The organism is Nonomuraea sp. NPDC049784, from assembly GCF_040659615.1.
Lineage (GTDB): Bacteria > Actinomycetota > Actinomycetes > Streptosporangiales > Streptosporangiaceae > Nonomuraea.
The window spans coordinates 1-21799 of sequence record NZ_JBFAMX010000012.1; the positions used below are offsets into that span (position 1 = coordinate 1).

Consider the following 21799-nt stretch of genomic DNA (forward strand, 5'->3'; position numbering starts at 1 on the left):
GCGCTGCGCACCGCGTGGTGCGACGTGCTGCTGGACCTGACCAGCGCCGTGCGCAGCGCGCCCGAGCTGGTCATCGAGCTACGGGTGAACGGCGGCAACGTGGAACTGGACCTCGCGCCGGGCATGACGGTGGACGCCAACGAACTGTCGGTGCGGCACAGCACGCTGGCGATCAGCAGGGACGCCGACGACAGCACACCGGAGACGTTGCGCATCCGCTTGATAGGCCGAATGCGGCACGGCCGGCTCGACGTCCGCCGGCAGACGCCGCAGCGGTGACGCGGCGTGGCGCGAATGGATGCGCCGACCGTGTGGGTGCCGAATATCGTGTCTCCTCATGCGACCTGGGCGTATTCATGTAGGAGGCCGCCGAGGCGGTCTCGTCGGGAGACATTGATGTCGGCGTCGACCGAATGGGGGTAGCTCCCGCAGAGGGCTGGCCTGCTTCAGGGATCGATGCGGACGATGCATATTGAAGTAGGTCTCGTACTCGGCGAGGACTTTGCGCAGGTGGCGTTCGTTCATGATCAGGATCCGGTCGAGTCTCTGATCAAGAATCGGAAGCCACCGATCCGATCGCCCAGGTCGAGTCACCTGCGGGCAGCCTGGGCTCGTTGGGAGTTGAGGTACGGAGGCCCAGCCTGCAATGCGACCTCGCGGACGGCTCGCTCGGCCTTGCCGGCCTCGCCCTCAGCGCGAGGGGACGCACCGGTTCTCCTGACCCGAAAGGCCGCCGTTTAGCGGGTCTGCGCGAGCAGGATGGTCAAGGTGTCGGCGACCCGCAGCCTGTCCTCGCCCGGCAGGTCCGCGGCCAGCGCCTCCAGCCTGTTGACGATCTCCCCGTGCACCCGCACGGCGAGGTCCTCGCCCTCGGGCGTCAGCTCGACCCGGCACGCGCGCCGGTCGGCGTCGTCGCGCACGCGGCGGACCAAGCCGCGCCGCTCCGCCCGGTCCACCAGCCCGGTGAGGCTCGGCTTCTCCAGGTGCAGGAGCCTGCTGAGGTCCGTCATCCCGACCCCGTCGCCGCTCGTCAGCACGCATAGCAGTTGCGCCTGCTGTGGGGTGACATCGCGCTCGCGGCTGACGTCGGCGAAGACGTGCTGCACGAGGTGTGACATCCGCACCAGCGCCGCGGCGAAGCCCGGCCCGGGCCGCGCCCCGGCGTCCGTCGCGCTCTCCATCCGCACCTCCTGCCGCCGAGTGTAGTTGCGAACAGTTCGCGCTCCAAACTATCTTGTTAGTACTGCGAACTGTTCGTAGTACTAATTAAATGTGGAGGTGAGACCATGCTGACGTCCCCCCGGCAGATCGTGACGGCGCTCGTCACGACGGTCTTCGGCTACTCACTGATGCAAACGGTCGTGGTGCCCGCACTCGGCCTGCTCACCCGCGAACTGCGCACCACGCCGGCCTGGTCGGCCTGGATCCTCAGCGCGTTCCTGCTGTCCAGCGCGGTGCTCACCCCGCTGCTCGGACGACTCGGCGACCTATACGGCAAGCGCCGCGTGATGGTCGGCGTGCTCGCCGCGTACGCCGCAGGCATGGCCGGCGCCGCGCTCGCCCAGGACATCGCCCAGCTCATCGCCGCCCGCATCGTGCAAGGCGCGGCGCTGGCCGTGGTGCCGCTGTCGATGGCGATCCTGCGAGAGGCGCTGCCCAGACAACGGCTGGCGTCCGCGATGGGCCTGGTGTCCGGCATCGTCGGCGCGGGGGCCGGAGCCGGGCTGGTGGTTGGCGGACTGCTCGCCGACCGGCTGTCGTGGCGCTACCTGTTCGTCCTCGGCGCGCTGCTGGCGCTGATCAGCCTGGGCATGGTCGCGCGATGGGTACCTCGCGGCGAACGCGCCGCCTCCGGCGGGCTCGACGTGCCAGGCTCGCTGCTGCTCGGCCTCAGCCTGGTCGCGGTGCTGCTCGCCCTCACCCAGGGCCCTTCGTGGGGCTGGTCCTCGGCGCCGGTGCTCGGCCTATTCGCGCTCGGGGTGCTGCTCGCGGCCGCCCTGCTGGTCCTGGAGCGGCGCAGGAGTGACGCGCTCATCGACGTCGCAGAGCTGACCGACCGACCGATGCTGGCCACGCACCTGGCCGCGCTGCTGTTCGGCGCGGGGTCGTACTTCTTCTACGTGGCGATCCCGCTGTTCGCCCAGCAGCAGCCCGGCCCGGACGGCGCCGGCTTCGGCGCCTCGGTCACGGTCGCCGGCCTGCTGATGCTGCCCGGCATGCTGGCCATCATCCCGGCGGGCATGGCGGTCGGCCGGATCTCGGAGGCGTTCAGCTCCCGCTGGCCGCTGGCGATCGGGTTCCTGGCGATGGCCGCGGGATCGGCGCTGATCGCCATGGAGCATGGCGCGTACTGGCATCACCTCGTGTTCTACGGGATGGTCGGCGCGGGGTCCGGGCTCGTCATGGGGGCGCTGCCCAAGCTGATCGCCGACATCGTGCCACCGGCCAGGACCGGCACTGCGAACGGGCTCAACAACATCGCCCGCACCGTCGGCGGCGTCGTCGGCAGCCAGCTGGCCGCCGCCGTGATCGCCTCCGGCAGCGGCGGACGCGCCGTGGCCGTGCCCGACTCGGCCTTCACCGTCCTGTTCTGGCTGGCGGGAGGCGTGGCGGTCCTCGGGGTCGCGGTCTCACCGTACGCCGTGCGTGTCCTGCGGACGGTGACGGCATGAGCATCTTCAGCGAACGCGAGCTGGCCTACCTGCGCGGCGAGCGGCTGCTGGGGCGCCTGGCCACCGTCGGCGCCGACGGCATGCCGCACGTCGTACCCGTCGGCTGGTCCTTTGATGAGACCGGCACGCTCATCGAGATCGGCGGGCGCAATCTCGCCCGTTCCAGGAAGTTCCGCGACGTCGCGCGCAACGGCCGCGCCGCGCTGGTCATCGACGACGTGCTGCCGCCGTGGCGGCCGCGCCCGTCGACACCTGACTCATGGCCACGATCCGTGTCCATCGCCGAGGATCGGCGATCACTGCCCGCTACCGGCACAACGTTCCCTCGCCGGCTACCGCGCCTGCCTCCGGTGAGTGAATTCGAACGGAATCCGGCGCGAGCCGCGTTCGGCAGAGGGAGAGCGGCGGCTCGCTGATCAGCGGAACCTCTGCAACGCCGGATTCCGTTCCAGTAGACCCCCGAGTCAGCCGAGCTTGAGCAGCAGTTCGGTGAGCTCAGCCGGCATGGTGATCATGCAGTCGTGTCCCGTCTGCAGTTCCCACACCTGTGCCGGGCTGCCGTTGGGCTGAATCGCTGGGACTGGCCGCCGCTTGATGCCCTCCGGTACGCCGGCGACGCAGTGAATGTGCGTCCGCGGAATCGTGCGCACGGCCGGGTTGTCCAGCCGGACCGGTTGCCGGAGGCAGAGCACCGGCTGATCCGACAGCATCGCCCGCAGCCACGCCACGTCCGCCGGGTCGGTGACCCCGAACAAGCCCAGGGGCGGCGGCAGCTCGGGCATCGGCGGGATCCGCCAGCCGATCTCGGACTCCGCGGCGCGGTCGATGAGGGCCTGGGTCATGGGCTGCACGTCCACCGCGCTCTCGCCGTCCTCGGGGACCATCGCGTCGAGATAGACCAGATGGGCGATCCGATCCGGGATCCGGTTGGCGGCGGACGAGATGACCAGCCCGGCGTAGCTGTGGCCCACCAGGATCACGTCGGTGAGGTCCTCCTCGGTGATCAGCCTGACGATGTCGTCGACGTGCGTGTCCAGCCCTACCTCGGGGCCGAGCAGATGCGCCTTGTCGCCGTAGCCGGTCAGCGACGGCGCGACCACCCGATGCCCGGCCGATGCCAGCAACGGGACCACCCGCTCCCAGCATTGCCCGCTGTGCCAGGCCCCGTGTACCAGCAAAAATGTTGACATGGTGTAGCTCCTTGCTAGCGGAAGGGACCACCGGCCGATTTCGCCGGTGTTCGTCCTGGAAGTGAGGTTTCCGCTCACCCGCTGACGGAGCCAGAGCCCCCGCGATCCTGGGGGTGACAGGACCAGGCACGCACGAAGGCGTGCGAATTACAGTGGGGACATGAGCGACGAATCCAACCTTCTGGGCGATTATGTACGCGCCCGCCGGGAGCTCGTCACTCCTGAACAGGCCGGCATCCCCTCCGTGGGCGTACGGCGCGTACCGGGCCTGCGCCGGGAGGAGGTCGCGATGCTCGCCGGCATCAGCGCCGACTACTACCTGCGCCTGGAGCAGGGCCGCGACCGCAACCCCTCCGAGCAGGTCCTCGAGTCCCTCGCCCGCGTGCTGCTGCTCGACGACGACGCAACGGCCTACCTGCTACGCCTCGGGGCCGGAAAACCCCGGCGGCGACGGCGGCGACCCCGGAAGGAGACCGTCCCTCCGGGCGTCGCCAAGCTCGTCGTCACGCTTCCGCTCCCCGCGTACGTGGAGGGCCGCTACTTCGACGTCCTCGCCGCCAACGCGCTGGCGACCGCTCTGTCGCCGCGACTCGTGGCGGGGGGCAACCGCCTGCGGGACGTATTCCTCAACCCCGCCGAGCAGGCCCTCTACCCGGACTGGGAGGACGCCGCGCAGGGCATGGTCGCCGGCTTCCGCGAATCCGTCGGCACCGACACGGACGACCCCCGATTCATCGAACTCGTCGGCGAGCTCTCCCTCGCCAGCCCTCGCTTCAGCAGGCTCTGGGCCCGCCACGACGTGAACACGTGCGAAGGCACACCCAAGCACATCGACCATCCCCAGATCGGTGGCCTGTGGCTGAACCGGGAGAGACTGGCCGTCACCGGCGCGACAGGCCAGACGCTCGTCGTCCTCCACCCGGACCCCGGCACCGACAGTGCCGACAAGCTGGCGCTCCTCGCGTCCGTCATGCGGACATGACCCCGCCCATGCTCAGCCACTCGGCCGGGTGATCCAGCCCGAGGTGCTCTGCTTCCTCGCCGGGCCGCGCTCCAGGTTGCATCACGGGCACCGTGGTCGCGGCGAACGGCAGGTTCACCGCGATCTGAGTGGGCGTTCAATCCTGTCTGGTCCCGGGTTCAGGTGCCGCGCCATGTGGGGGGTGTTCTCGCTCGTGAGGCGCGGGTCATGAGGTGGATCACGGCGATGTAGATCATGGCTTCGGATGTCCGTGGCCATGTAAAAGTGGCACTTGGCCGTTGACATCGGAGCGGGTGGGCAGGGCCTGGAGTTTCTGGCAGGCGCAGTGTCGATGCGGGCACTCGACTGTCGCTCAGTGGGTCATGCCGCGGGCCGCAGGTGCTGCCGCGCCCATTCCTCGAAGCTGGTCAGCGTGAGGCCGAGGTCCCTGGCGTACTGGGGCCGGGCCGGCTGGCCGGCCACGTTCAGCCACTCGTGCGAGCTGCCCATCGCCGGCATGCCGGCGGCGAGTGCCTGCTCCTCGGTCATGTCCGGCGCGGACAGGGGCGTACCCAGCGCGCGGGAGAGGATTCCGGCGATCTCCGTCATCGGCAGATAGTCGCTCGCCAGCTCCAGTTCGACCCCGTCGAAGCGCTCCGGCGTGGCGATGGCCGCGGCGGCCGCCCTGCCGATGTCGTCGGTAGCGACGAGGGACAGGCGGGTCTGCGGCTTTATCACGCTCACCAGGCCGCCCGCGACGCCGCGCGGGAACAGGAACGCCATGGACGGCAGGAAGTTGTCCATGAAGAAGGCCGGCTTGAGGATCGTCCAGTGGGGAAAGCCGGCCATGCGGACGCGCTCCTCGATCGCGGCCTTGGCGTTCAGCGGGGCCGCCACCACCTCCCGGCCGGGGGCCTCGGTGTGGCGGCCGGCGCCGCTGGTGGACGTGTGCACGAACTGCGGCACTCCCGCGGCCTTCGCGCCTTCGATGAGGTTGACGGCCTGGGCCACCTCATCGTCGAAGTCGAAGCCGCCGGTGGTCAGAGGGGCCATCTGCACGGAGAAGACGGCGCGGGCGTCCTTGGCGGCCCGGATCACCGATTCGCGGTCGTGGAGGTCGCCGGTGACGAGTTCGGCGCCGAGCGCTTCGACGGCTCTGGCCCGGTCGGTGGCCGGGTCGCGGACCAGGGCGCGGATGGGGACGTCGGCCGCGCGCAGGGCGCGGGCGGTGGCCCCGCCCTGTCTGCCGGTGGCGCCGATGACCAGGACGGGCGCGGATGGTGCGGGCATGATGCTCCCTAGGGCAATAAACGGCGGGGCCCGCCGTTTTCTGTGCGATACGATACGGCGGGGCCCGCCACTTAGCAACACTGGAGATGACGCCATGCCCGACCGCCAGCGCGCGGACGCCCGGCGCAACTACGCCCGCATCCTCGCCGTGGCCGAGGAGGAGGTCGCCACGCACGGCGCCGGAGCCTCCCTGGAGCAGATCGCCCGCGTGGCGGGGGTGGGCTCGGCCACCGTGCGCCGCCACTTCCCCACCCGCCGCGCACTGCTGGAGGCGGTCTCCCACCAGCGGATCGAGTCCCTGTGCGCCCGCGCGAACGAGCTGGCGGGCGAGGGCGACAGCCGCGTGGCGCTCCTGAGCTGGCTCGGTGACGTCGTCGCCTACTGCGTCGCGGCGCGAGGGCTGGCGGCGGCCCTGTCCTACGAGGGAGCCGAGCCCGGCTCGGTGCATGAGAACACCTGCTCGGCGATGGTGGAGAAGGCGGGCGATCCGCTGCTGCGCCGTGCCGTGCGGGACGGCGTGGTGGCGGAAGGCGTCACCGTCGCCGACCTGATCGCGCTGATCGTCGGGATCGTCCTCGCGACTGAGCACCATCCCGATCCCGCCGCCCGGGCGGAGCGGCTGTTCCGGCTCGCGGTGGCGGGCCTGAGCCCGCAGGTCAGCGCAGCTCGGCGCGGATGACCGGCACCACCTCGGCGAAGAAGCACTCCAGGTGGCCCCGTGTGGTGGCGGCGTCGGTGAAGAAGAAGCCCTCGAAGCCGACGCCGAACAGGTCGTTGCCGAAGTCGGCGTGCAGGGCGAGCAGCTTGTCGGTGATCTGCGCGGGGCTGCCGATCAGCGCCGAACCGCGGGCGACGAAGTCCTCCAAGCTGTCGTAGGGGAAGCCGTTGCTCGCGGCGACGGGTTGCCGGCGGAAGCGTTCGAACGCCGGGCGGGCCAGCGCGTTGGCGGCGGACGCGTGCAGGAACGGCGTCTCGCCGCGGTCTCAGATGCCCGCGGCGACCGCGAGCACCAGCCGGGTCGCCAGCCCCCGGCCCCGGTGGGCGGGGTCGGTGCAGACGGCGCTGATCTCGGTCCAGCCCGGCGGATGCAGCCGCTCCCCGGCCATGGCCACCAACGCACCGCCGCGCCGGATCCCGAGGTAGACGCCCAGCTCGATGGTCCGCGGCAGGAACGGACCCGGCTTGGTCCGCTCGACGAGGTCCAGCATCCTCGGCACGTCCGCCGGCCCCAGCCGCACCACGCCTGCGTCGTGCGTCCCGGCGACGCGTTCGCCGGTGAGCTGGACTCCGGGGACGTTCTTCGCCTCTTCCCAGCCGGTCGGCGGCACCGCTGCCGGACCGGTCAGCGGCACGTCGCCGCCCTCACCCGCCAATGCCGCCACGTCCTCCCAGTCGGCGGGGCCCGGGTCGTGCGGCATCGACAGGAACGGGGAGACGTCGAGTGGGTAGCGCAGCACCCGGCCGCGCTGTTCGGCGAGGTGTGCGTGCGCCCCGAGCAGCGAGGCCCGCACCGGGTCGTTCAGCGCGTCGAAGCCGACGCCCCTCTCCGCGACCGGTAAGGGACGGAACCCGTCAGGGGCAGCGGGGAAGGTGGGTGCGGTCATGCCGCGACCCGATTCGGCGAGCCCGAACCGTCGCCGGTTCCATCGATACCAAGGAACTCCACAAGCATGAGCCGAGGCCTTTCTCACGTCCGTCAGCCGCCCCCAGCTCAACACAGCTCCCAAAAGCCGTCAAGACCTACTTGTTTAGTTGGTTATGGGATTCCCATATAACCCACTTGATTTATGGCAAATCTCTTCCTACCTTGAAGCTCCAGCAGCCGGAGAGGATGTCATGAGTCACCTGACCGTGTTCGATCTCGACGGAACGCTCGTCGACACCCCACGCGCGATCGTCGAGACCTTCACCGCGGCGTTCGGCGCGCTGGGCGTCGCCGCACCCCGGCCCGCGGTCATCCGCGCCACGATCGGGCTCCCGCTCGAACGGGCCTTCGGCGACCTGCTGGCCGCAGCACCGGACGGCGAGCTGGTCTCCCGCGGAGTTCGGCACTATCAGCGCCTGTTCAAGGGCTCACCGCGCCGGTGACCGTCATCAGGGCCGCCGGCGACGAGCAGCCGCACATCGACGGGAAGGTGTTCGAGCTGGTCGCCGATCACTACGGCGCGCTCAAGGAGCCCGGCGTGGCCGAGCTCGCCCGCGCCATCCGCACGAGCACGAAGGAGTCGTGATGCCGCACGTCGCCATCCAGCACTTCCCCCTCGACCTCGCCCCGGAGCAGAAGCGACGCCTGGCGGACGCGCTGACCGCGGTGGTCGTGGAACAGTTCGGCACCTACGAGGGAGCCGTGTCCATCGCGCTCGAACCGGTGGACCCCGGTGACTGGACCGCCGCGGTGTACGAGCCGCGGATAGCCGGCCGCCCGGATCTGCTGATCAAGGCTCCGGAGTACCGCGGTTGAGCGGCATCCCCCTGGTGGTCGCCGAGGAGATGGCCCAGGCGCTGGCCGAGGGGCGCGCGGTGGTCGCGCTGGAGTCGAACGTGATCACGCATGGCCTGCCGTCGCCCGCGTTGTCGAGAACCATTGGGCGGCGGGCAGTCGCGGCGCCGTCGTCATCACCACCCCGCCCCGCCCCGAGGACGCCGTGGACTCCGCGGTGGCCGAGACCGCCGTGCGCGCGGCGCTGGCCGCCGCCGAGCGGGACGGCGTCAAGGGCAACGCGATCACCAAATACCTCATGCGAGCCGTGGACGAGGTCACGGGCGGGCGGACCTCGCAGGCCAACATGGCGATGGTCATCAGCACGGCCGAAGTCGGCGGCGTGCTCGCGGCCGCACACGCCCGCCATCGATCCGCTCTCCGATAAGGACGCTCACATGCCCGTGGAGTTTCTCGGCATCGCCTACACAAACAACGCCTCGGAGATTACCGCCCGTTCCGGGCTCTCCTTTGACAAGGACTACACGCTCAAACTCGCCCGCGCGCACGAGGACCACGGCTGGGACCGGGTCCTGTTCGCCTACGGATCGGACACACCGATCCCCACGCCGGCCGCGGGCTGGCTGGCGGCGAAGGTGGAGCGGCTGCAGATCCTGCTCGCGCACCGGCCGAACGTGTCGTACCCGACCTATGCCGCGCGCTCGTTCGCGACGCTGGACCACATCAGCGACGGGCGGCTGACCATCCACTTCATCACCGGCGGCAACGACCACGAGCAGCGCCGCGAGGGCGACACGCTGACCAAGGACCAGCGCTACAGCCGGACCAGGGAGTACATCCAGATCGTCAAGAAGGTGTGGACCAGCAAGAAGCCGTTCGACCACGAGGGCGAGCACTACCGATTCCACGACTACGTCAGCGACATTTTCCCGGTGCAGAAACCGCGTCCCGGGGTCTCCTTCGGCGGCTCCTCGCCCGCCGCGTACGCCGCCGGCGGCGCGGAGGCGGACATCTACTGCCTGTGGGGCGAGCCCCTGGCGGACACCGCCCAGCAGATCGAGTCGGTATGGGCGGCGGCGCGAGCGGCCGGGCGGGCGGACCGGCCGCGCATCCAGGCGGCCTTCCGCCCGATCATCGCCCCCACGGAGGAACTGGCCTGGGAGAAGGCGCGGCGCACGGTCGAGTCCATCCGGGCGCGGCGGGCGGGCGGACGGCAGGCGCCGCGCGGGCACCAGCCGGACGGGCCGGAGAACACCGGCGCGCAGCGGCTGATCGCCATCGCCGCCAAGGGAGAGCGCTTCGACCGGGCTCTGTGGACGCCCACCTCCGCCGCCACGGGCGGCGAGGGCAACTCCAACGCCCTGGTGGGCACCCCCGAGACCGTGGCCAAGGCGTTGCTCGACTACTACGACCTGGGCGTGGACATCGTCTCCGCCCGGGGCTACGACCTGCTCGGCGACGCCATCGACTTCGGCCGCCACGTCATCCCCATCGTCAGGGAGGAGGTGGCCAGGCGCGACCGCGAGGGGGCCGAGCGCGGACCGCACCTGCTGCAGAAGATCACTGCCGGAATCTGACGGATGGACGCCCGCGCGGTGGCGCGGGCGCCCGGACCGTCAGGTGCCCACGCTGACGGCGTAGGCACCGGCCGGAGTGCCCGTGGCGGGATCAAAGCCGAGGTCCTCAGAGACTTCCTGGGGATCTGCGCGCCGTACGGCGAGGACAGGAAGTCGAGGAAGAGCCCGTCGGGCCGGTGGGTCAGGCGAGAGGAAAGCCCTGCCGATGGAACGAATCGCGGATGGTGTGCCGGCCGTCGAGGCCGCCCTTGTCCGCGATCCGCCACGCCAGGCGGTCCAGCACCCAGTCGGCAGGCTTCTCCTGCTCGGTGTAGTAACGTCCGATCCGCTCGCGATTGAGGAGAGAGGAAGCGCCGTGCCGCTGCCCACGCGACCCCTGCGCAAACTGGGTTTCCTGACCATCGGGCTGTTCGACGGGGACGACCCGCGCCCGGGACACGAGTCGACGCTGCAGATCATCGAGCTGGGCGAGCGGCTCGGCTTCGACAGCGCGTGGGTGCGGCACCGCCACCTGCAGTACGGCATCTCCTCCCCCGTCGCCGTCCTGGCGGCGGCCTCCCAGCGCACCACCCGCATCGAGCTGGGTACGGCGGTCATCCCCCTCGGCTGGGAGAACCCGCTGCGGTTGGCCGAGGACCTGACCACAGTGGACGTCCTGTCCGGCGGCCGGCTCAACCCGGGCGTCAGTGTCGGCCCGCCGCTCCACTACGACCAGATCAAGGACGCGCTCCACCCCGGCACCGCCGACCTGGAGGACTTCAGTTACGAGCGGGTGCGCCGGCTGCTGTCCTTCGTCCGCGGCGAGCCGGCCACCGCCTTCAGGGGGACGGAGGGGTTCGAGGTCTTCTCCGACCGGGTGCAGCCCCACTCGCCCGGCCTGGGTGCCCGCATGTGGTACGGCGGCGCCAGCCTGCGCTCGGCCCGATGGGCGGGCGAGCACGGCATGAACTTCCTGACCAGCAGCGTGGTCAAGGCGGAGGAATCGGAGAACTTCGCGCAGATCCAGCTTTCGCACGTACGGGAGTTCCGCGCCCACCACCCGGACGGCGAGCGGGCCCGAGTCTCGCAGGGTCTGGTCGTCATCCCCACGGACTCGGCCACGCCGGAGCAGCGGGCCAAGTACAAGGAGTACGCCGGCAAGCGCCTGCCCCGCACCGCCACGCCGCAGGGTCCGGCCCGCATGATGTTCGCGCCCGACCTCGTCGGCAGCTCCGCCGAGATCGCCGAGCAACTGTACGCGCACGCCGCTTTCCGGGAGATCGACGAGGTCGCGTTCGCGCTGCCGTTCACCTTCGACCACGAGGACTACGTGCAGATCCTCACCGACATCGCCACCAGGCTGGGGCCCGAACTCGGCTGGCATCCCGCGTGATCGCGACGTTCACCGCCGTACGGCCAGGTACCCGGCGAGGTGGTCGATCACCTCGCGCGCGTCGGCCTCGATGCCGTGGATGAACGTGGACCTGCGCCGCCGCAGCAGGGGCAGCCCCAGCACGTACAGTCCGGGGCCGTCCACGACACCGCCGTGGTGGCGCAGCCGCCCCTTCTCATCGACCACGGGCACGTGGAGCCACCCGTAGTCAGGACGGAAACCGGTCGCCCACACGATCGTGCGGATCTCGCCGCCCCGCAGGTCGAGCTGCAGGCGCGCCGACTCGGGCACCCGGGTCGGCGTGAAGCGTTCGGGTGGGCCGATCTCGAGGTCGCGCGTACGAGCCCAGGCGTCGAACGTGTCCAGCAGGCGTTCCATCTTGAGGTCCGCGAGCGAGAACACGTTCCGCAGACCACCGGAGAACAGCGCCCGTCCATCGCGTACGGCCGCCCAGCGGCCCACCAACTCGACGCCCATCGAGGTGAGCGCGTTGAGATCGAGCGTCATGCGCTCGGGGGTCCCGACGAGCTGGGGCGAGGGCAGCCGCCGGGCCCGCGTGAGATCCTCGACCTCGTCGTACCGCTGGTCCCACACGCCCGAGGCGTCCATCCACCACAGCACGTCGCGCCCGCGATAGAGGCGGGGCAGCCGCACGTGCTCCCCCACCGAGAGGATGACCGGCCGCCCCGACCGCCGCAGCTCGGCCGCCAGTTGCACACCGGTCGCCGACGCGCCCACGACCAGCACGCCGCCGTCGGGGAGCCGGCCGGGCTCGCGGTAGTCGAAGGGCGTCAGTTGCTCCACGGACGGCGGCACCGCTTCGCTGAACGGTGGCACCACCGGCCGGTTGCAGGCGCCACTCGCGATGACCACCGCCCGGCAGCCGATCTCGCCGCGGCTCGTCGTCACGTGATATCCGCCATCGACGCGCCGTACGGACGTGACGTTCGTGCCGGCCCTGACGGGAGCCCGGGAGAGCGCGGCGAAGCCCTCGATGAACTGCGTCACTTCCTTCGCGGTCAGGTAGCCGTCGGGATCCGGGCCTTCGTAGGCGAGACCCGGCAGGCGGCTCTGCCAGTTGGGGGTGAGCAGCCGGAAGGAGTCCCAGCGTTCGCGCCGCCAGGAGTTCGCCACCTCGCCGCGCTCGATCACGAGGTGATCGATGGACCGTTCGCGCAGGAAGTGGCTCGCGGCGAGGCCGGCGTGCCCGGCGCCGATGACGACGGTCGTGACGTGCTCGATGATGGCTCGGCCTTCCCGGGCTCAGGCGACGTCGACGGTGACGTTCGTCGGGTTCGTCAGGGCGTCGAACACGGCCGAGCGCTTCTGGGACTGGGCCACCAGCGCCTCGATGTCCTGCTTGGAGGCGTCCGCGTCGATGTGGAACGTCACCTTGATGTCGCTGAAGCCGTTGCGTACGTCGGCGTCGGCGCCGAGAATGCCGCGGATGTCGTGCTTGCCCTCTAGGGTCGCCTCGACCGAGCGGAGCTGGATGCCGCGGTTCTGCGCGACGGACGCCACCCCGGCCGTCAGGCAGCTCGCCAGGCCGACGAGCAGGTACTCGATCGGCGTGATCCCGTTGTCCTCCGCCGCGAACACTTCGGGGTGGTCGGCGTCGAACACCGCTTCCGTCTTGTGGCTGCGCTCCTCCCCGAGACCGAAGAACTCCTTGACGGTCGTGGTGCTGTGCACGCCGTTCCGCCACGTGGAGGAGGCCCGCCAGACGAACTGGGCGGCCTCGGGCGCGCCCTTCAGCACCTCGCGCGCGTCGAGCAGCGCCTGCACGTTCACACCGTTCGCGACTGTGGTCATGCTTTCGCCCCTGTCTCCCGTATTTCCGGTAGGTATTTGACCATATACCGGGCGTGGCGGCTACCATAAGTCCCATGTCGCAGCCAGCCACAACGCTCGCGGCCGGCAGCGTCGGCGTCGTGGAGACCCGGTACCTCGACCTGCCTGAGCCGGTGCGCCTCGACTGCGGCCGGGAGTTGCACCCGGTCCGGGTGGCGTACGAAACCTACGGCGCCCTCTCGCCCCGGCGTGACAACGTCATCCTGGTGTGCCACGCGCTCAGCGGCGACGCCCACGCGGCGGGCCTTTCCAGGGCGCCGTCCGGGGAGAGCACCCGCGACGGGTTCGGGGCCGAGGACCGCGACGGCGCGCGCGGCAAGGGGCTCGGCTGGTGGGACGGGATGATCGGCCCCGGCAAGGCGTTCGACACCGACCGCTTCTTCGTCGTCTCCACGAACCTGCTCGGCGGCTGCCGGGGGACGACGGGACCGTCCTCGATCGACCCGGCTGCGGGCAGGCCGTACGGGCCCGACTTTCCCGTGATCACGGTCGCGGACATGGTACGGACGCAGCGCGCGTTCCTGGACGCCCTGGGCATCGAACGGCTCGCGGCGGTGGCCGGCGGCTCGCTCGGCGGGATGCAGGCGCTGGAGTGGGCGGTGCTCTTCCCCGACCAGGTCGACGCCGTCATCCCGATCGCCAGCACACACGCGCTGCACCCGCAAGGGGTCGCCTGGAACGCCATCGCGCGCGACTCGATCATGCGCGATCCGGCCTGGCAGGGCGGGCGCTACTACGGCACGAGCCGCACCCCCGACGCCGGAATGGGCGTGGCGCGGATGGTCGGCCACGTCACGTACCTGTCGGCACCTGCGCTGAGCGACAAGTTCGGGCGACGGCTGCAGTTCGCCGACGACCTGCGCTACACGATCACCGAGCCGGAGTTCGAGGTGGAGAGCTACCTGCGCCACCAGGCCGACTCGTTCGTCAAGCGCTTCGACGCCAACACTTACCTCTACACCTCGCGCGCGCTGACGTACTTCGATCTCGCCCGGCAGCACGGCGGCGGGTCGCTCGCGCAGGCGCTCGACGGCGTCTCGGCGCGCACGCTGCTGATCGCCTTCAGCTCCGACTGGCTGTATCCGCCGTCAGCATCGGAGGAGATCGAGCAGGCGCTGCGCGCGCTCGGCAAGCCAGTCGAGTGCGCGGTGATCGAAGCGCCGTACGGCCACGACTGCTTCTTACTGGAAGAGGCGCGACAGACGCCGATCATCCGCCGGTTCCTGGCCCAGGCCGGGTGACGTCGAGGAAGAGGAATTGGTGACCGACAAGCTCCCCCGTGCAGAAGAGGCCCGCGAGTTCGGGTTCGAGACCAGGCAACTGCACGCCGGGCAACGCCCCGACCCGAACACGGGTGCCCGCGCGGTGCCGATCTTTCAGACGACCAGCTACGTCTTCGAGGACCCGGAGTCCGCGGCGGCGTACTTCAACCTGCAGGAGTACGGGAACACGTACTCGCGCATCATGAACCCGACCGTCGCGGTGTTCGAGGAACGGGTGGCGAACCTGGAGGGCGGCGCCGGCGCGGTGGCGTTCGCCAGCGGCATCGCCGCGCAGGCGGCGGCGCTCTTCACGCTGCTGCAGCCGGGCGACCACGTCGTGTCGTCCTCGGCGCTGTACGGCGGGACGGTGAACCAGCTCAAGCACCTGCTGCGCAAGATGGGTGTGGAGCTGACGTGGGTCGATCCCGACGATCCCGACGCCTGGCGCAAGGCCATCCAGACGAACACGAAGGCGTTCTTCGGCGAGACGATCGGCAATCCCTCCGGGAACGTGCTGGACATCGAGACCGTGGCGGCCGTCGCGCACGAGCACGAGCTGCCGCTGATCGTGGACAACACCTTCGCGACGCCGTACCTGTGCCGCCCGATCGAGTGGGGCGCCGACATCGTGATCCATTCGGCGACCAAGTTCATCGGCGGCCACGGCACGAGCATCGGCGGCGTCGTCGTGGAGGCGGGCACGTTCGACTGGTCGAACGGGCGCTTCCCGGTGATCGCGGACCCGTCGCCGGCCTACCACGGGCTGCGCTTCCACGAGACGTTCGGCGAGTACGGCTACCTGATGAAGCTGCGCGCCGAGACCCTGCGTGACCTCGGCGCGGCGCTGTCGCCGTTCAACGCCTTCCTGTTCCTGCAGGGGCTGGAGACGTTGTCGCTGCGCATGGATCGTCACGTTGACAACGCGCGGGCGGTCGCGGCGTTCCTCCAGTCGCACGAGCTGGCCTCCAACGTGACCTACCCCGGGCTGCCGGAGAGCCGTTACCGGCCGCTGGCGGACAAGTACCTGCCGCGCGGCGCCGGCGCGGTGTTCTCCTTCGACTGCGCGGGCGGCCGGGCCGGCGGGCAGGGCCTCATCGGCGGCCTGACGCTCTGGTCGCACTTGGCGAACGTCGGCGACGCCAAGAGCCTGGTCATCCACCCCGCCAGCACGACCCACCGCCAGCTCGGCGACGACGAGCTGCGGGCGGCCGGCGTCGGACCAGGGACGGTACGGCTGTCGGTCGGCACCGAGTCCGTCGGCGACTTGATCTGGGACCTGGAGCAGGGCTTGGCCCGCGTGGCGCCCACGATCGCAGGAAAGGTGGCCTCGGCATGACGGAACTCGACCGTTACCAGGACGCGCTGACGATCCAGCGCGTCCTGCATTCGACCAGGACGATCGCGATCGTCGGTCTGTCGGGCAACGAGCTGCGGGCCAGCCACTTCGTCGGCTACTACCTCAAACGGCACGGCTACCGGATCATCCCGGTGAACCCCCGCGAGAAGGAGATTCTCGGCGAGACCAGCTACGCGAGCCTGCTCGACGTGCCCGTTCCGGTGGACCTCGTGAACGTCTTCCGCGCGCCGGACGCGCTGCCGGAGATCGCACGGGAGACGGTGGCGATCGACGCCCGGGCCCTCTGGTGCCAGTTCGGGGTGATCAACGAGGAGGGCGCGCGGATCGCCGAGGACGGCGGCGTGACCGTGGTCATGGACCGCTGTCTCAAGGTCGAGCACGCGCGCTATGTGGGCCGGATGCACTGGCTCGGCTTCAACACCCGGCGCATCACCTCCGTCCGCGCCGGGCTCCAGTAGCCCGCCCCATCAACCTCTGCCCGTCAACCCCGGCGGTGGGCGGCCCCGGATGGGTGGCGGGCAACCGGTGGACGCCCGGGTCGAGCAGCCGCTCGCGCAGCGTCGAGTCCTCGTAGGAGGTCCGGTAGCGGCCCCTGCGCTGCAGCTCGGGCACGACCAGCCCGATGAAGTCCTTCTACGGCGCCATTGCAGACTATTCCGATTATTTCCGTAAGTTTTGTTGGGATTTCTCGGGTGTGCGCCGGACATCGTAGCGGCCGCGGGCGCCCTCGATGTCGTCATGGCGCTCCACGGCCCAGTCGATCAGTCCCCAGACCCGCTCGAGCAACGTGCGGCCGAGCGGCGTCAGCTCGTAGTCGACGCGGGGCGGCACCTCGGCGTACACGCTGCGTGTGACCAGCCCGTCGTGTTCGAGCACGCGCAGGGTGGCGGTCAGCATGCGCTGACTGATGCCGGGAACGGTGCGCCTGAGCTCGTTGAAGCGGCGCGGGCCCCAGCGATGGCCTGGTCCTGCCTGCTGAGCAGGTACCAGGACGGGATGGTCTGCCAGGCCGCCGCCTCGCTCGTGCCGGTGGAGGCGCTGCCGGCGGATGGCGCTGCGCGACGCCCCTGGTCGCGACAGCCACTGGTACGTACGTGAATACGATGAGCCGCTGCTGGACCTCTCCCGCTAGGCCGAACGTTCTGTCAGGCTCAGCATGGCAACCTGCGGCGCAGTCTGTCAAGACCGAACGTTCTATCCGCTAGGATGGTGGCATGTCCAGCCAATCCGAAGGCCGGCCGTCCGAAGCGCGGTCCCGGCTGCTCAACACCGCCACCCGGCTCTTCTACGCGAAGGGCATCCACGCCGTCGGCATCGATCGCATCGTCGCCGAGGCGCAGGTGACGCGGGCCACCCTCTACCGGCACTTCCCCGGCAAGGAAGACCTCGTCCTCGCCTACCTGAACGAGGTCGACCGGGCCATGCGCAGCCAGGCCGACGAGGCCATCGCCGCCGGACTACCGGCCGCCGACACCATCCAGGCCCTCAGCAAGTCCATCGCCCAGGGCATCCAGTCCCCCGGCTTCCGGGGATGCGCCTTCCTCAACGCCGCCGCCGAGTATCCCGACCCCGAGTCCCCGGTGCAAAAGGCCGTGCTCGCCCACCGCCAATGGTTCCTGGACACCGTCACGGAACTGCTGGCCAAGATCCAGGAGACCGGCGCCGAGCCCGCCGCCCGCCACTTCGTGATGATGCGCGACGGCGCCATGGCCGCCGGGTGCCTGTTCGACCCGGTGCTGATCTGCGAGACCTTCCTGCGCGGAGTCGACAGGCTCCTGCAGGTTTATGCCGCCACCGACTACAGCGGACCGGCGGGCGCCTGAAGCCGCAGGCCTACGCTCAGGAATGAAGCGGTCGAGCCCCTGCCGGCGGTTGCCGGCCGGATCCCACGGCGCGGCGGCGGTATTTCCTCACAGCCGTTCTGGCCGACCTGGCATGACGGTCGGCCGCGGAAGCACGGCTCCGGACTACTTCGCGCGCCTGAAACGATCCTCGCATTCGGCTGGCCAGCCGTAGTACGGATCGTTGATGTAGTCGCAGAACTGCCGCAAGCTCCGATGCATCTGTCCGCACAAAGCTCGCTGAAGACCCGCTAGGCCCTCTCGCGATCTGATGACTTCGCTCGGGTGTGTTGTGGTCGATCTAGCGGTGGTTCGCTGCGCCGTAGCGCAACCCGTCAAACAGGATCGTCGCGATGCGTAGCGCGTCGTCCTTCCAGCCTTTGGCGCGCATCCCGCAGATGCCGCCGAGGGCGCGCAGCACGACGCGCCCGCTGATGCCCTTGCGGATGAGGCCGGCTGCGACACCTGCGGCGAGAAGTTCGCCGAGGGCGCGGGCCATCTCCTCGCGCGCGTCGTCGAAGACCGGCGAATCGGTTGCCATGATGCTCTCCAGCGCCTCACCCATCCCTCTGCCTACTGCCGCGTGCTCCACGAGCAGCAGCAGGAAGGTGCGCAGTGCTTCGTCCGGGGCGTGTTGCGCGAGCAGCCGGGCGGGGGTTGCGCAGAGCTCGGCGACCTCCTGGCGGTACACCTCCGCGACGAGCGCCTCGCGCGTTTCGAAGTGGCGGTACAGCGTGCCGATGGCCACATCGGCTCGGCGGGCGATCTCCTCCACATGGGCGTCGTCGTCGGCGAGGAACGCCTCCCGCGCCGCGACCAGGAGCGCTTCGCGGTTGCGGCGGGCATCGGCGCGCAGTGGACGTGATGACGGCAACGATCCTCCATAAGGTGAGTCCGACTCCGTTTGTGTGTACAGTTTCCGGAGTCCGGTTCATTTTACTGAAGGAGTACGCCCATGACGATCGAGCACGAAGGGCTTACCGGCCTGCGAGTGCTGGTGACCGGCGGTAGCCGAGGGCTCGGGGAGGCGACGGCTCGTCGCTTCGCCGCAGCCGGCGCCACCGTGCTGACGGCCTCGCGAACCGCGCCCCCGGAAGACCTGCCCGCCACCTTCATTCCCGCCGACCTGCGGTCCGAGGAGGGGGCAGCGGAACTCGGCCGACGAGTAGTGGACAGTGTCGGAGGCATCGACGTCCTGGTCAACAACGCCGGAGCCGCAACCGGACCGATGCCGACCCTGGAGCGGTCCGACGCGTCCTGGCTCGCCGACCTGGAGATGAACCTGCTCAGCGCGGTCCGGCTCGACCGGGCCCTGGTTCCCGGGATGGTCGAGCGTGGCTCCGGCGTCGTGGTGCACGTCTCCTCCATCGCCAGCCACCTCCCCCAGCCTGCCGAGGCGTCGTACGCGGCATCGAAGGCGGCGCTCAACGCCTACAGCCGCGAGTTGGCGACGGCGGTGGGCGAGCACGGCGTACGCGTGGTGTGCGTTCTGCCGGGCTTCGTCGTCACCGAGGGAGCGGTCGCCCATCTTCAGCAGATGGCCGACAGCCAGGGCGTGGGCATCGACGATGTCAAGCAGCAGATCGTGGACCACCTGAAGGTGCCGATGGGGCGCCCCGGCGAACCCGAGGACGTCGCAGAGATGATCGCGTTCCTCGCTTCCGGCCGCGCCAAATGGCTCACCGGTGCTCAGTTCCGGGTCGACGGCGGCATCATCCCCGTGGTCTGACCGCACCCCCGTACGCCATTCGAGGAGAAACACCATGACCTTCAGCCTGACGTCACTTATCGTGGACGCCGCGGACGTGGACAGCGAGAGCTCGTTCTGGCACCGGCTGCTCGGCGGCTCGATCACGAGGACGGCGACGCACCACTTTCTGCAGATCGACGGCTTCCCCGTGATCGTGATCCAGCACGCCCCGGGGCATGTGCCGCCGCAGTGGCCCGACGGCGCCTCCCAGCAGATGCACTTCGACCTCGCCACGGACGACGCGGCGAGCGCGGACCAGCGGGTGCTCGACGCCGGCGGTCGACGGCTACGACCGACCGACGATGTCGTCGCCTCCACTCAGCCGGGCTCCCGGGTGTACGCCAGCCCGGCCGGACACCCCTTCTGCGTTCGCTCGGCCTGACCCGTGGTTGCCGGCATGATCAGCGAATACCACCACGCCGCTTAACCACATCTCAGGCCACGTAACCCAATATTCGAGCGGTACACGTTGAGCGAGCGGATGAGTTCGTCTTGGCCGAGGCGAATATGTCCGATCAGCACGAAGGGTCGCAGCGTCCCATCGGCACGTGCTCCTGCGACGCAGATCAGCGTCGCACGGTCGAGCTGGGCCAGTTCAGCCGCAGTCCAGGGGCCGAGTCTGTAGCGGATGGCTTCTCATGAGAGTCCTACTGTGCGGGCTCGAGCAAGGCCAGGAGAATCCGGTGCAGCTCAGCGCGATCGCGAGGCACGATCGTCGCCAACCTGCGGTCGAACTCCGCCGCGAGCGCTGCGAGCGCGCGGTCCCGCGCCGCCTCGCCCTCGTCAGTGAGTACGAGCCGGTGTCGCCGCAGGTCCGCGTCGTCGATCTCACGTCGCATGAACCCCTTGGCGACGAGGTTGCGCACATAGACCGTCACACTCGCCTTGGGGATCACCAGCCTCGCCGCCAGCTCGGCCGGGTACGGCGACGCGGCAACCTCGGCGAGCACGAAGAACTCCTTCGCCTCCAGTCCCAGCTCGGCCAGCTCGGCGCTGCAGGCGTCCAGCACGACGGTCAGCAGGCGATGGTTCAGCGTCCACAGCTGTGCGGCGTCAACCGACACGCGAGCCCCTTCTCCAGGTGGTACAGTCTTAAACTAGTACGAGATTGTACTAGTAGCCATTTTGAACTGGTCCAGCGGTCGAACAAACCCTATGCGAAAGGTGCCATCAGATGCTTCAGCACATCACGATCCCGCGCGGGCCGATCGAGCTCGCGGCCGACCTCCACCTGCCCGACGACGTCGAGGAACCCGCGCCGCTGCACGCCGTAGTGCTCTCGACGCCTGGCAGTAGCGTGAAGGAGCAGATCGGCGCGAATTACGCATCCCGCCTCGCTGCCCGGGGTATCGCGGCGCTCGTGTTCGACCCGGCCCACCAGGGGCAGAGCGGCGGAGAGCCTCGCGACCTCGAAGACCCGTACCGCCGCGGTGAGGACATCTCCTACGCGATTGACACGCTCAGCACAATCCCCGGCATCGACCCGCACCGCATCGGCGTCCTCGGCATCTGCGCCGGTGGCGGCTACGCGGTGCACACCGCCCGCACGGATCACCGCATCAAGGCAGTCGGCACGATCGTTCCGGGCAATATGGGCACGTCGTTCCGCAGCTTCCAGCCGGACGGCCCGGTGGTCGCACTCGACACCATGGCCGATGCGCGCATCGAGGAAACCCACACCGGTGAGCTGACCCGCGTGAACTGGCTGCCCGACACCTTGGAGGATGCCGCCGCGGCCGGCCTGACCGATATCGACACGACCCAGGCAATCACCTTCTACCGCACCGAGCGGGGCAGGAACGAGCACTCGACGAACCGCCGCCTTGCGCGTGGCGACTCGCTGCTCCTGGGCTACGACGCATATCACCTGGTCGATCCGCTCATGACCCAGCCGCTGCAGGTCATCCTCGCTGGACGCATCGGCAACACCGGCTCCTACGAGTCCGGCATGCAGCTGTGGAAGCTGGCGCCCAACCCAGTCGATCTCATGGTGATCGAAGGCGCCGGCCACTACGAGATGTACGACGAGCCCGAGTACGTCGATGCCGCCGTCGATCGGCTCGTCGACTTCTACTCGGACCACCTGTAAGCCGGAGGGCTGCCCAGGCTAGGCCGACGCCATCGTGTTCATCTGACGGTCGGAGGTCTCCCGGGGTGAGCGGCTGCTTCGAGGGCTTCGCCGGACAACACTCAGGCCTGTCCCGCTCGAAAAAACGGTTTCGAGCTGTGAGCTGGG

28 protein-coding genes and 2 pseudogenes are annotated in these 21799 nt (G+C 69.7%); 18 read left to right on the forward strand and 12 right to left on the reverse strand.

From position 1 onward, the window contains the following. A pseudogene (locus AB0J09_RS05360) lies at positions 1-279 on the forward strand (DUF1707 domain-containing protein); the annotation flags it as partial. 458 nt (positions 280-737) lie between these two features. Here the strand turns inward: AB0J09_RS05360 and AB0J09_RS05365 are convergent. Continuing rightward, complete coding sequence (locus tag AB0J09_RS05365; protein WP_360685477.1) at positions 738-1181, reverse strand: MarR family winged helix-turn-helix transcriptional regulator; 444 nt, start codon at positions 1179-1181, stop codon at positions 738-740. A 105-nt stretch (positions 1182-1286) separates the two neighbouring features. Between AB0J09_RS05365 and AB0J09_RS05370 the strand changes: the two genes are divergently transcribed. Together AB0J09_RS05370 and AB0J09_RS05375 are read left to right on the forward strand one after the other, a co-directional pair. Continuing rightward, positions 1287-2672, forward strand: coding sequence for an MFS transporter (locus tag AB0J09_RS05370; protein WP_360685480.1), 1386 nt, complete (start codon positions 1287-1289; stop codon positions 2670-2672). Then, positions 2669-3088, forward strand: coding sequence for a PPOX class F420-dependent oxidoreductase (locus AB0J09_RS05375; protein ID WP_360685483.1), 420 nt, complete (start codon positions 2669-2671; stop codon positions 3086-3088). Before AB0J09_RS05370 ends, AB0J09_RS05375 begins: the two co-directional genes overlap by 4 nt. A gap of 48 nt (positions 3089-3136) precedes the next feature. Here AB0J09_RS05375 and AB0J09_RS05380 read toward each other — a convergent pair whose 3' ends face one another. Next, positions 3137-3862 carry an alpha/beta fold hydrolase gene (locus tag AB0J09_RS05380; RefSeq protein ID WP_360685486.1) on the reverse strand — a complete coding sequence of 242 codons (726 nt, stop codon included), beginning with the start codon at positions 3860-3862 and terminating at the stop codon, positions 3137-3139. A 160-nt stretch (positions 3863-4022) separates the two neighbouring features. On the opposite strand from AB0J09_RS05380, the gene AB0J09_RS05385 reads away from it, so the two are divergent. After that, positions 4023-4844 (forward strand): helix-turn-helix transcriptional regulator, encoded by an 822-nt coding sequence (locus AB0J09_RS05385; RefSeq protein WP_360685489.1) that lies wholly within the window; start codon positions 4023-4025, stop codon positions 4842-4844. On the opposite strand, the gene AB0J09_RS05390 is transcribed toward AB0J09_RS05385, so the two are convergent. Further along, on the reverse strand, positions 4831-4962 hold the full coding sequence (locus tag AB0J09_RS05390) for a hypothetical protein (protein ID WP_360685492.1): 132 nt from the start codon (positions 4960-4962) through the stop codon (positions 4831-4833). The genes AB0J09_RS05385 and AB0J09_RS05390 overlap by 14 nt on opposite strands. Positions 4963-5204: 242 nt before the next feature. Continuing rightward, a complete protein-coding gene (locus tag AB0J09_RS05395; protein ID WP_360685495.1) occupies positions 5205-6113 on the reverse strand; it encodes an NmrA family NAD(P)-binding protein in 909 nt (302 codons plus the stop codon). Positions 6114-6207: 94 nt separating this feature from the next. Here AB0J09_RS05395 and AB0J09_RS05400 point away from each other — a divergent pair, with 94 nt between their 5' ends. After that, positions 6208-6792 carry a TetR/AcrR family transcriptional regulator gene (locus AB0J09_RS05400; RefSeq protein WP_360685497.1) on the forward strand — a complete coding sequence of 195 codons (585 nt, stop codon included), beginning with the start codon at positions 6208-6210 and terminating at the stop codon, positions 6790-6792. Here the strand turns inward: AB0J09_RS05400 and AB0J09_RS05405 are convergent. Both AB0J09_RS05405 and AB0J09_RS05410 read right to left on the reverse strand, forming a co-directional pair. Beyond that, on the reverse strand, positions 6770-6979 hold the full coding sequence (locus AB0J09_RS05405; protein ID WP_360685500.1) for a hypothetical protein: 210 nt from the start codon (positions 6977-6979) through the stop codon (positions 6770-6772). The genes AB0J09_RS05400 and AB0J09_RS05405 overlap by 23 nt on opposite strands. Before the next feature lie 117 nt (positions 6980-7096). Continuing rightward, positions 7097-7717, reverse strand: a complete 621-nt coding sequence (locus tag AB0J09_RS05410) for a GNAT family N-acetyltransferase (protein WP_360685503.1) — start codon at positions 7715-7717, stop codon at positions 7097-7099. Between the two features lie 232 nt (positions 7718-7949). Between AB0J09_RS05410 and AB0J09_RS05415 the strand changes: the two genes are divergently transcribed. The 6 genes and pseudogenes from AB0J09_RS05415 to AB0J09_RS05440 all read left to right on the forward strand — a co-directional run bounded on the left by AB0J09_RS05415 (position 7950) and on the right by AB0J09_RS05440 (position 11502). Further along, a complete protein-coding gene (locus tag AB0J09_RS05415; RefSeq protein ID WP_360685506.1) occupies positions 7950-8201 on the forward strand; it encodes an HAD hydrolase-like protein in 252 nt (83 codons plus the stop codon). Next, positions 8198-8344: a hypothetical protein gene (locus tag AB0J09_RS05420; RefSeq protein ID WP_360685509.1), complete on the forward strand. Its 147-nt coding sequence runs from the start codon at positions 8198-8200 to the stop codon at positions 8342-8344. Before AB0J09_RS05415 ends, AB0J09_RS05420 begins: the two co-directional genes overlap by 4 nt. Further along, positions 8344-8574 carry a tautomerase family protein gene (locus tag AB0J09_RS05425; protein WP_360685512.1) on the forward strand — a complete coding sequence of 77 codons (231 nt, stop codon included), beginning with the start codon at positions 8344-8346 and terminating at the stop codon, positions 8572-8574. Before AB0J09_RS05420 ends, AB0J09_RS05425 begins: the two co-directional genes overlap by 1 nt. Before the next feature lie 109 nt (positions 8575-8683). Then, positions 8684-8980: pseudogene (locus AB0J09_RS05430) on the forward strand (pseudouridine-5'-phosphate glycosidase); the annotation flags it as partial. 10 nt (positions 8981-8990) lie between these two features. Next, entirely contained in the window at positions 8991-10130 is a 1140-nt protein-coding gene (locus tag AB0J09_RS05435) for an LLM class flavin-dependent oxidoreductase (protein ID WP_360685515.1), read from the forward strand. A gap of 355 nt (positions 10131-10485) precedes the next feature. Further along, complete coding sequence (locus tag AB0J09_RS05440) at positions 10486-11502, forward strand: LLM class flavin-dependent oxidoreductase (RefSeq protein WP_360685517.1); 1017 nt, start codon at positions 10486-10488, stop codon at positions 11500-11502. Positions 11503-11511: 9 nt separating this feature from the next. On the opposite strand, the gene AB0J09_RS05445 is transcribed toward AB0J09_RS05440, so the two are convergent. Beyond that, a complete protein-coding gene (locus tag AB0J09_RS05445) occupies positions 11512-12747 on the reverse strand; it encodes an NAD(P)-binding domain-containing protein (RefSeq protein ID WP_360685698.1) in 1236 nt (411 codons plus the stop codon). Positions 12748-12765: 18 nt separating this feature from the next. After that, positions 12766-13314: an OsmC family protein gene (locus AB0J09_RS05450; protein WP_360685520.1), complete on the reverse strand. Its 549-nt coding sequence runs from the start codon at positions 13312-13314 to the stop codon at positions 12766-12768. Positions 13315-13388: 74 nt separating this feature from the next. Between AB0J09_RS05450 and AB0J09_RS05455 the strand changes: the two genes are divergently transcribed. The 3 genes from AB0J09_RS05455 to AB0J09_RS05465 are packed head-to-tail and all read left to right on the forward strand — an operon-like array spanning position 13389 to position 16430. Next, the gene (locus AB0J09_RS05455) at positions 13389-14594 is read left to right on the forward strand and encodes a homoserine O-acetyltransferase (protein ID WP_360685523.1); all 1206 of its coding nucleotides are present in this window, start codon (positions 13389-13391) and stop codon (positions 14592-14594) included. A gap of 19 nt (positions 14595-14613) precedes the next feature. After that, positions 14614-15951: an O-acetylhomoserine aminocarboxypropyltransferase/cysteine synthase family protein gene (locus AB0J09_RS05460; RefSeq protein WP_360685526.1), complete on the forward strand. Its 1338-nt coding sequence runs from the start codon at positions 14614-14616 to the stop codon at positions 15949-15951. Further along, positions 15948-16430 carry a CoA-binding protein gene (locus AB0J09_RS05465; RefSeq protein ID WP_360685529.1) on the forward strand — a complete coding sequence of 161 codons (483 nt, stop codon included), beginning with the start codon at positions 15948-15950 and terminating at the stop codon, positions 16428-16430. Before AB0J09_RS05460 ends, AB0J09_RS05465 begins: the two co-directional genes overlap by 4 nt. On the opposite strand, the gene AB0J09_RS05470 is transcribed toward AB0J09_RS05465, so the two are convergent. Beyond that, a complete protein-coding gene (locus AB0J09_RS05470; RefSeq protein WP_360685532.1) occupies positions 16402-16584 on the reverse strand; it encodes a hypothetical protein in 183 nt (60 codons plus the stop codon). The genes AB0J09_RS05465 and AB0J09_RS05470 overlap by 29 nt on opposite strands. 48 nt (positions 16585-16632) lie before the next feature. Continuing rightward, a complete protein-coding gene (locus AB0J09_RS05475; RefSeq protein WP_360685701.1) occupies positions 16633-17052 on the reverse strand; it encodes a helix-turn-helix domain-containing protein in 420 nt (139 codons plus the stop codon). Positions 17053-17186: 134 nt separating this feature from the next. On the opposite strand from AB0J09_RS05475, the gene AB0J09_RS05480 reads away from it, so the two are divergent. Further along, the gene (locus tag AB0J09_RS05480; protein WP_360685535.1) at positions 17187-17795 is read left to right on the forward strand and encodes a TetR/AcrR family transcriptional regulator; all 609 of its coding nucleotides are present in this window, start codon (positions 17187-17189) and stop codon (positions 17793-17795) included. A 319-nt stretch (positions 17796-18114) separates the two neighbouring features. Here AB0J09_RS05480 and AB0J09_RS05485 read toward each other — a convergent pair whose 3' ends face one another. Continuing rightward, on the reverse strand, positions 18115-18687 hold the full coding sequence (locus tag AB0J09_RS05485) for a TetR family transcriptional regulator (RefSeq protein ID WP_360685538.1): 573 nt from the start codon (positions 18685-18687) through the stop codon (positions 18115-18117). Between the two features lie 81 nt (positions 18688-18768). Between AB0J09_RS05485 and AB0J09_RS05490 the strand changes: the two genes are divergently transcribed. Further along, on the forward strand, positions 18769-19542 hold the full coding sequence (locus AB0J09_RS05490) for an oxidoreductase (protein ID WP_360685541.1): 774 nt from the start codon (positions 18769-18771) through the stop codon (positions 19540-19542). 34 nt (positions 19543-19576) lie between these two features. Beyond that, the gene (locus AB0J09_RS05495) at positions 19577-19945 is read left to right on the forward strand and encodes a VOC family protein (protein WP_360685543.1); all 369 of its coding nucleotides are present in this window, start codon (positions 19577-19579) and stop codon (positions 19943-19945) included. Positions 19946-20210: 265 nt separating this feature from the next. On the opposite strand, the gene AB0J09_RS05500 is transcribed toward AB0J09_RS05495, so the two are convergent. Continuing rightward, positions 20211-20627 carry a MarR family winged helix-turn-helix transcriptional regulator gene (locus AB0J09_RS05500; RefSeq protein ID WP_360685546.1) on the reverse strand — a complete coding sequence of 139 codons (417 nt, stop codon included), beginning with the start codon at positions 20625-20627 and terminating at the stop codon, positions 20211-20213. A gap of 110 nt (positions 20628-20737) precedes the next feature. Between AB0J09_RS05500 and AB0J09_RS05505 the strand changes: the two genes are divergently transcribed. Further along, positions 20738-21652 carry an alpha/beta hydrolase gene (locus tag AB0J09_RS05505; protein WP_360685549.1) on the forward strand — a complete coding sequence of 305 codons (915 nt, stop codon included), beginning with the start codon at positions 20738-20740 and terminating at the stop codon, positions 21650-21652. Positions 21653-21799: the final 147 nt, after the last annotated feature.

Excerpts from the sequence above, each read along its gene's own strand:
- AB0J09_RS05365 (WP_360685477.1), bottom strand. The coding sequence starts at position 1,181 with ATGGAGAGCGCGACGGACGCCGGGGCGCGGCCCGGGCCGGGCTTCGCC.
- AB0J09_RS05370 (WP_360685480.1), top strand. The coding sequence starts at position 1,287 with ATGCTGACGTCCCCCCGGCAGATCGTGACGGCGCTCGTCACGACGGTC.
- AB0J09_RS05375 (WP_360685483.1), top strand. The coding sequence starts at position 2,669 with ATGAGCATCTTCAGCGAACGCGAGCTGGCCTACCTGCGCGGCGAGCGG.
- AB0J09_RS05380 (WP_360685486.1), bottom strand. The coding sequence starts at position 3,862 with ATGTCAACATTTTTGCTGGTACACGGGGCCTGGCACAGCGGGCAATGC.
- AB0J09_RS05385 (WP_360685489.1), top strand. The coding sequence starts at position 4,023 with ATGAGCGACGAATCCAACCTTCTGGGCGATTATGTACGCGCCCGCCGG.
- AB0J09_RS05395 (WP_360685495.1), bottom strand. The coding sequence starts at position 6,113 with ATGCCCGCACCATCCGCGCCCGTCCTGGTCATCGGCGCCACCGGCAGA.
- AB0J09_RS05400 (WP_360685497.1), top strand. The coding sequence starts at position 6,208 with ATGCCCGACCGCCAGCGCGCGGACGCCCGGCGCAACTACGCCCGCATC.
- AB0J09_RS05410 (WP_360685503.1), bottom strand. The coding sequence starts at position 7,717 with ATGACCGCACCCACCTTCCCCGCTGCCCCTGACGGGTTCCGTCCCTTA.
- AB0J09_RS05415 (WP_360685506.1), top strand. The coding sequence starts at position 7,950 with ATGAGTCACCTGACCGTGTTCGATCTCGACGGAACGCTCGTCGACACC.
- AB0J09_RS05425 (WP_360685512.1), top strand. The coding sequence starts at position 8,344 with ATGCCGCACGTCGCCATCCAGCACTTCCCCCTCGACCTCGCCCCGGAG.
- AB0J09_RS05435 (WP_360685515.1), top strand. The coding sequence starts at position 8,991 with ATGCCCGTGGAGTTTCTCGGCATCGCCTACACAAACAACGCCTCGGAG.
- AB0J09_RS05450 (WP_360685520.1), bottom strand. The coding sequence starts at position 13,314 with ATGACCACAGTCGCGAACGGTGTGAACGTGCAGGCGCTGCTCGACGCG.
- AB0J09_RS05455 (WP_360685523.1), top strand. The coding sequence starts at position 13,389 with ATGTCGCAGCCAGCCACAACGCTCGCGGCCGGCAGCGTCGGCGTCGTG.
- AB0J09_RS05465 (WP_360685529.1), top strand. The coding sequence starts at position 15,948 with ATGACGGAACTCGACCGTTACCAGGACGCGCTGACGATCCAGCGCGTC.
- AB0J09_RS05480 (WP_360685535.1), top strand. The coding sequence starts at position 17,187 with ATGTCCAGCCAATCCGAAGGCCGGCCGTCCGAAGCGCGGTCCCGGCTG.
- AB0J09_RS05490 (WP_360685541.1), top strand. The coding sequence starts at position 18,769 with ATGACGATCGAGCACGAAGGGCTTACCGGCCTGCGAGTGCTGGTGACC.
- AB0J09_RS05495 (WP_360685543.1), top strand. The coding sequence starts at position 19,577 with ATGACCTTCAGCCTGACGTCACTTATCGTGGACGCCGCGGACGTGGAC.
- AB0J09_RS05505 (WP_360685549.1), top strand. The coding sequence starts at position 20,738 with ATGCTTCAGCACATCACGATCCCGCGCGGGCCGATCGAGCTCGCGGCC.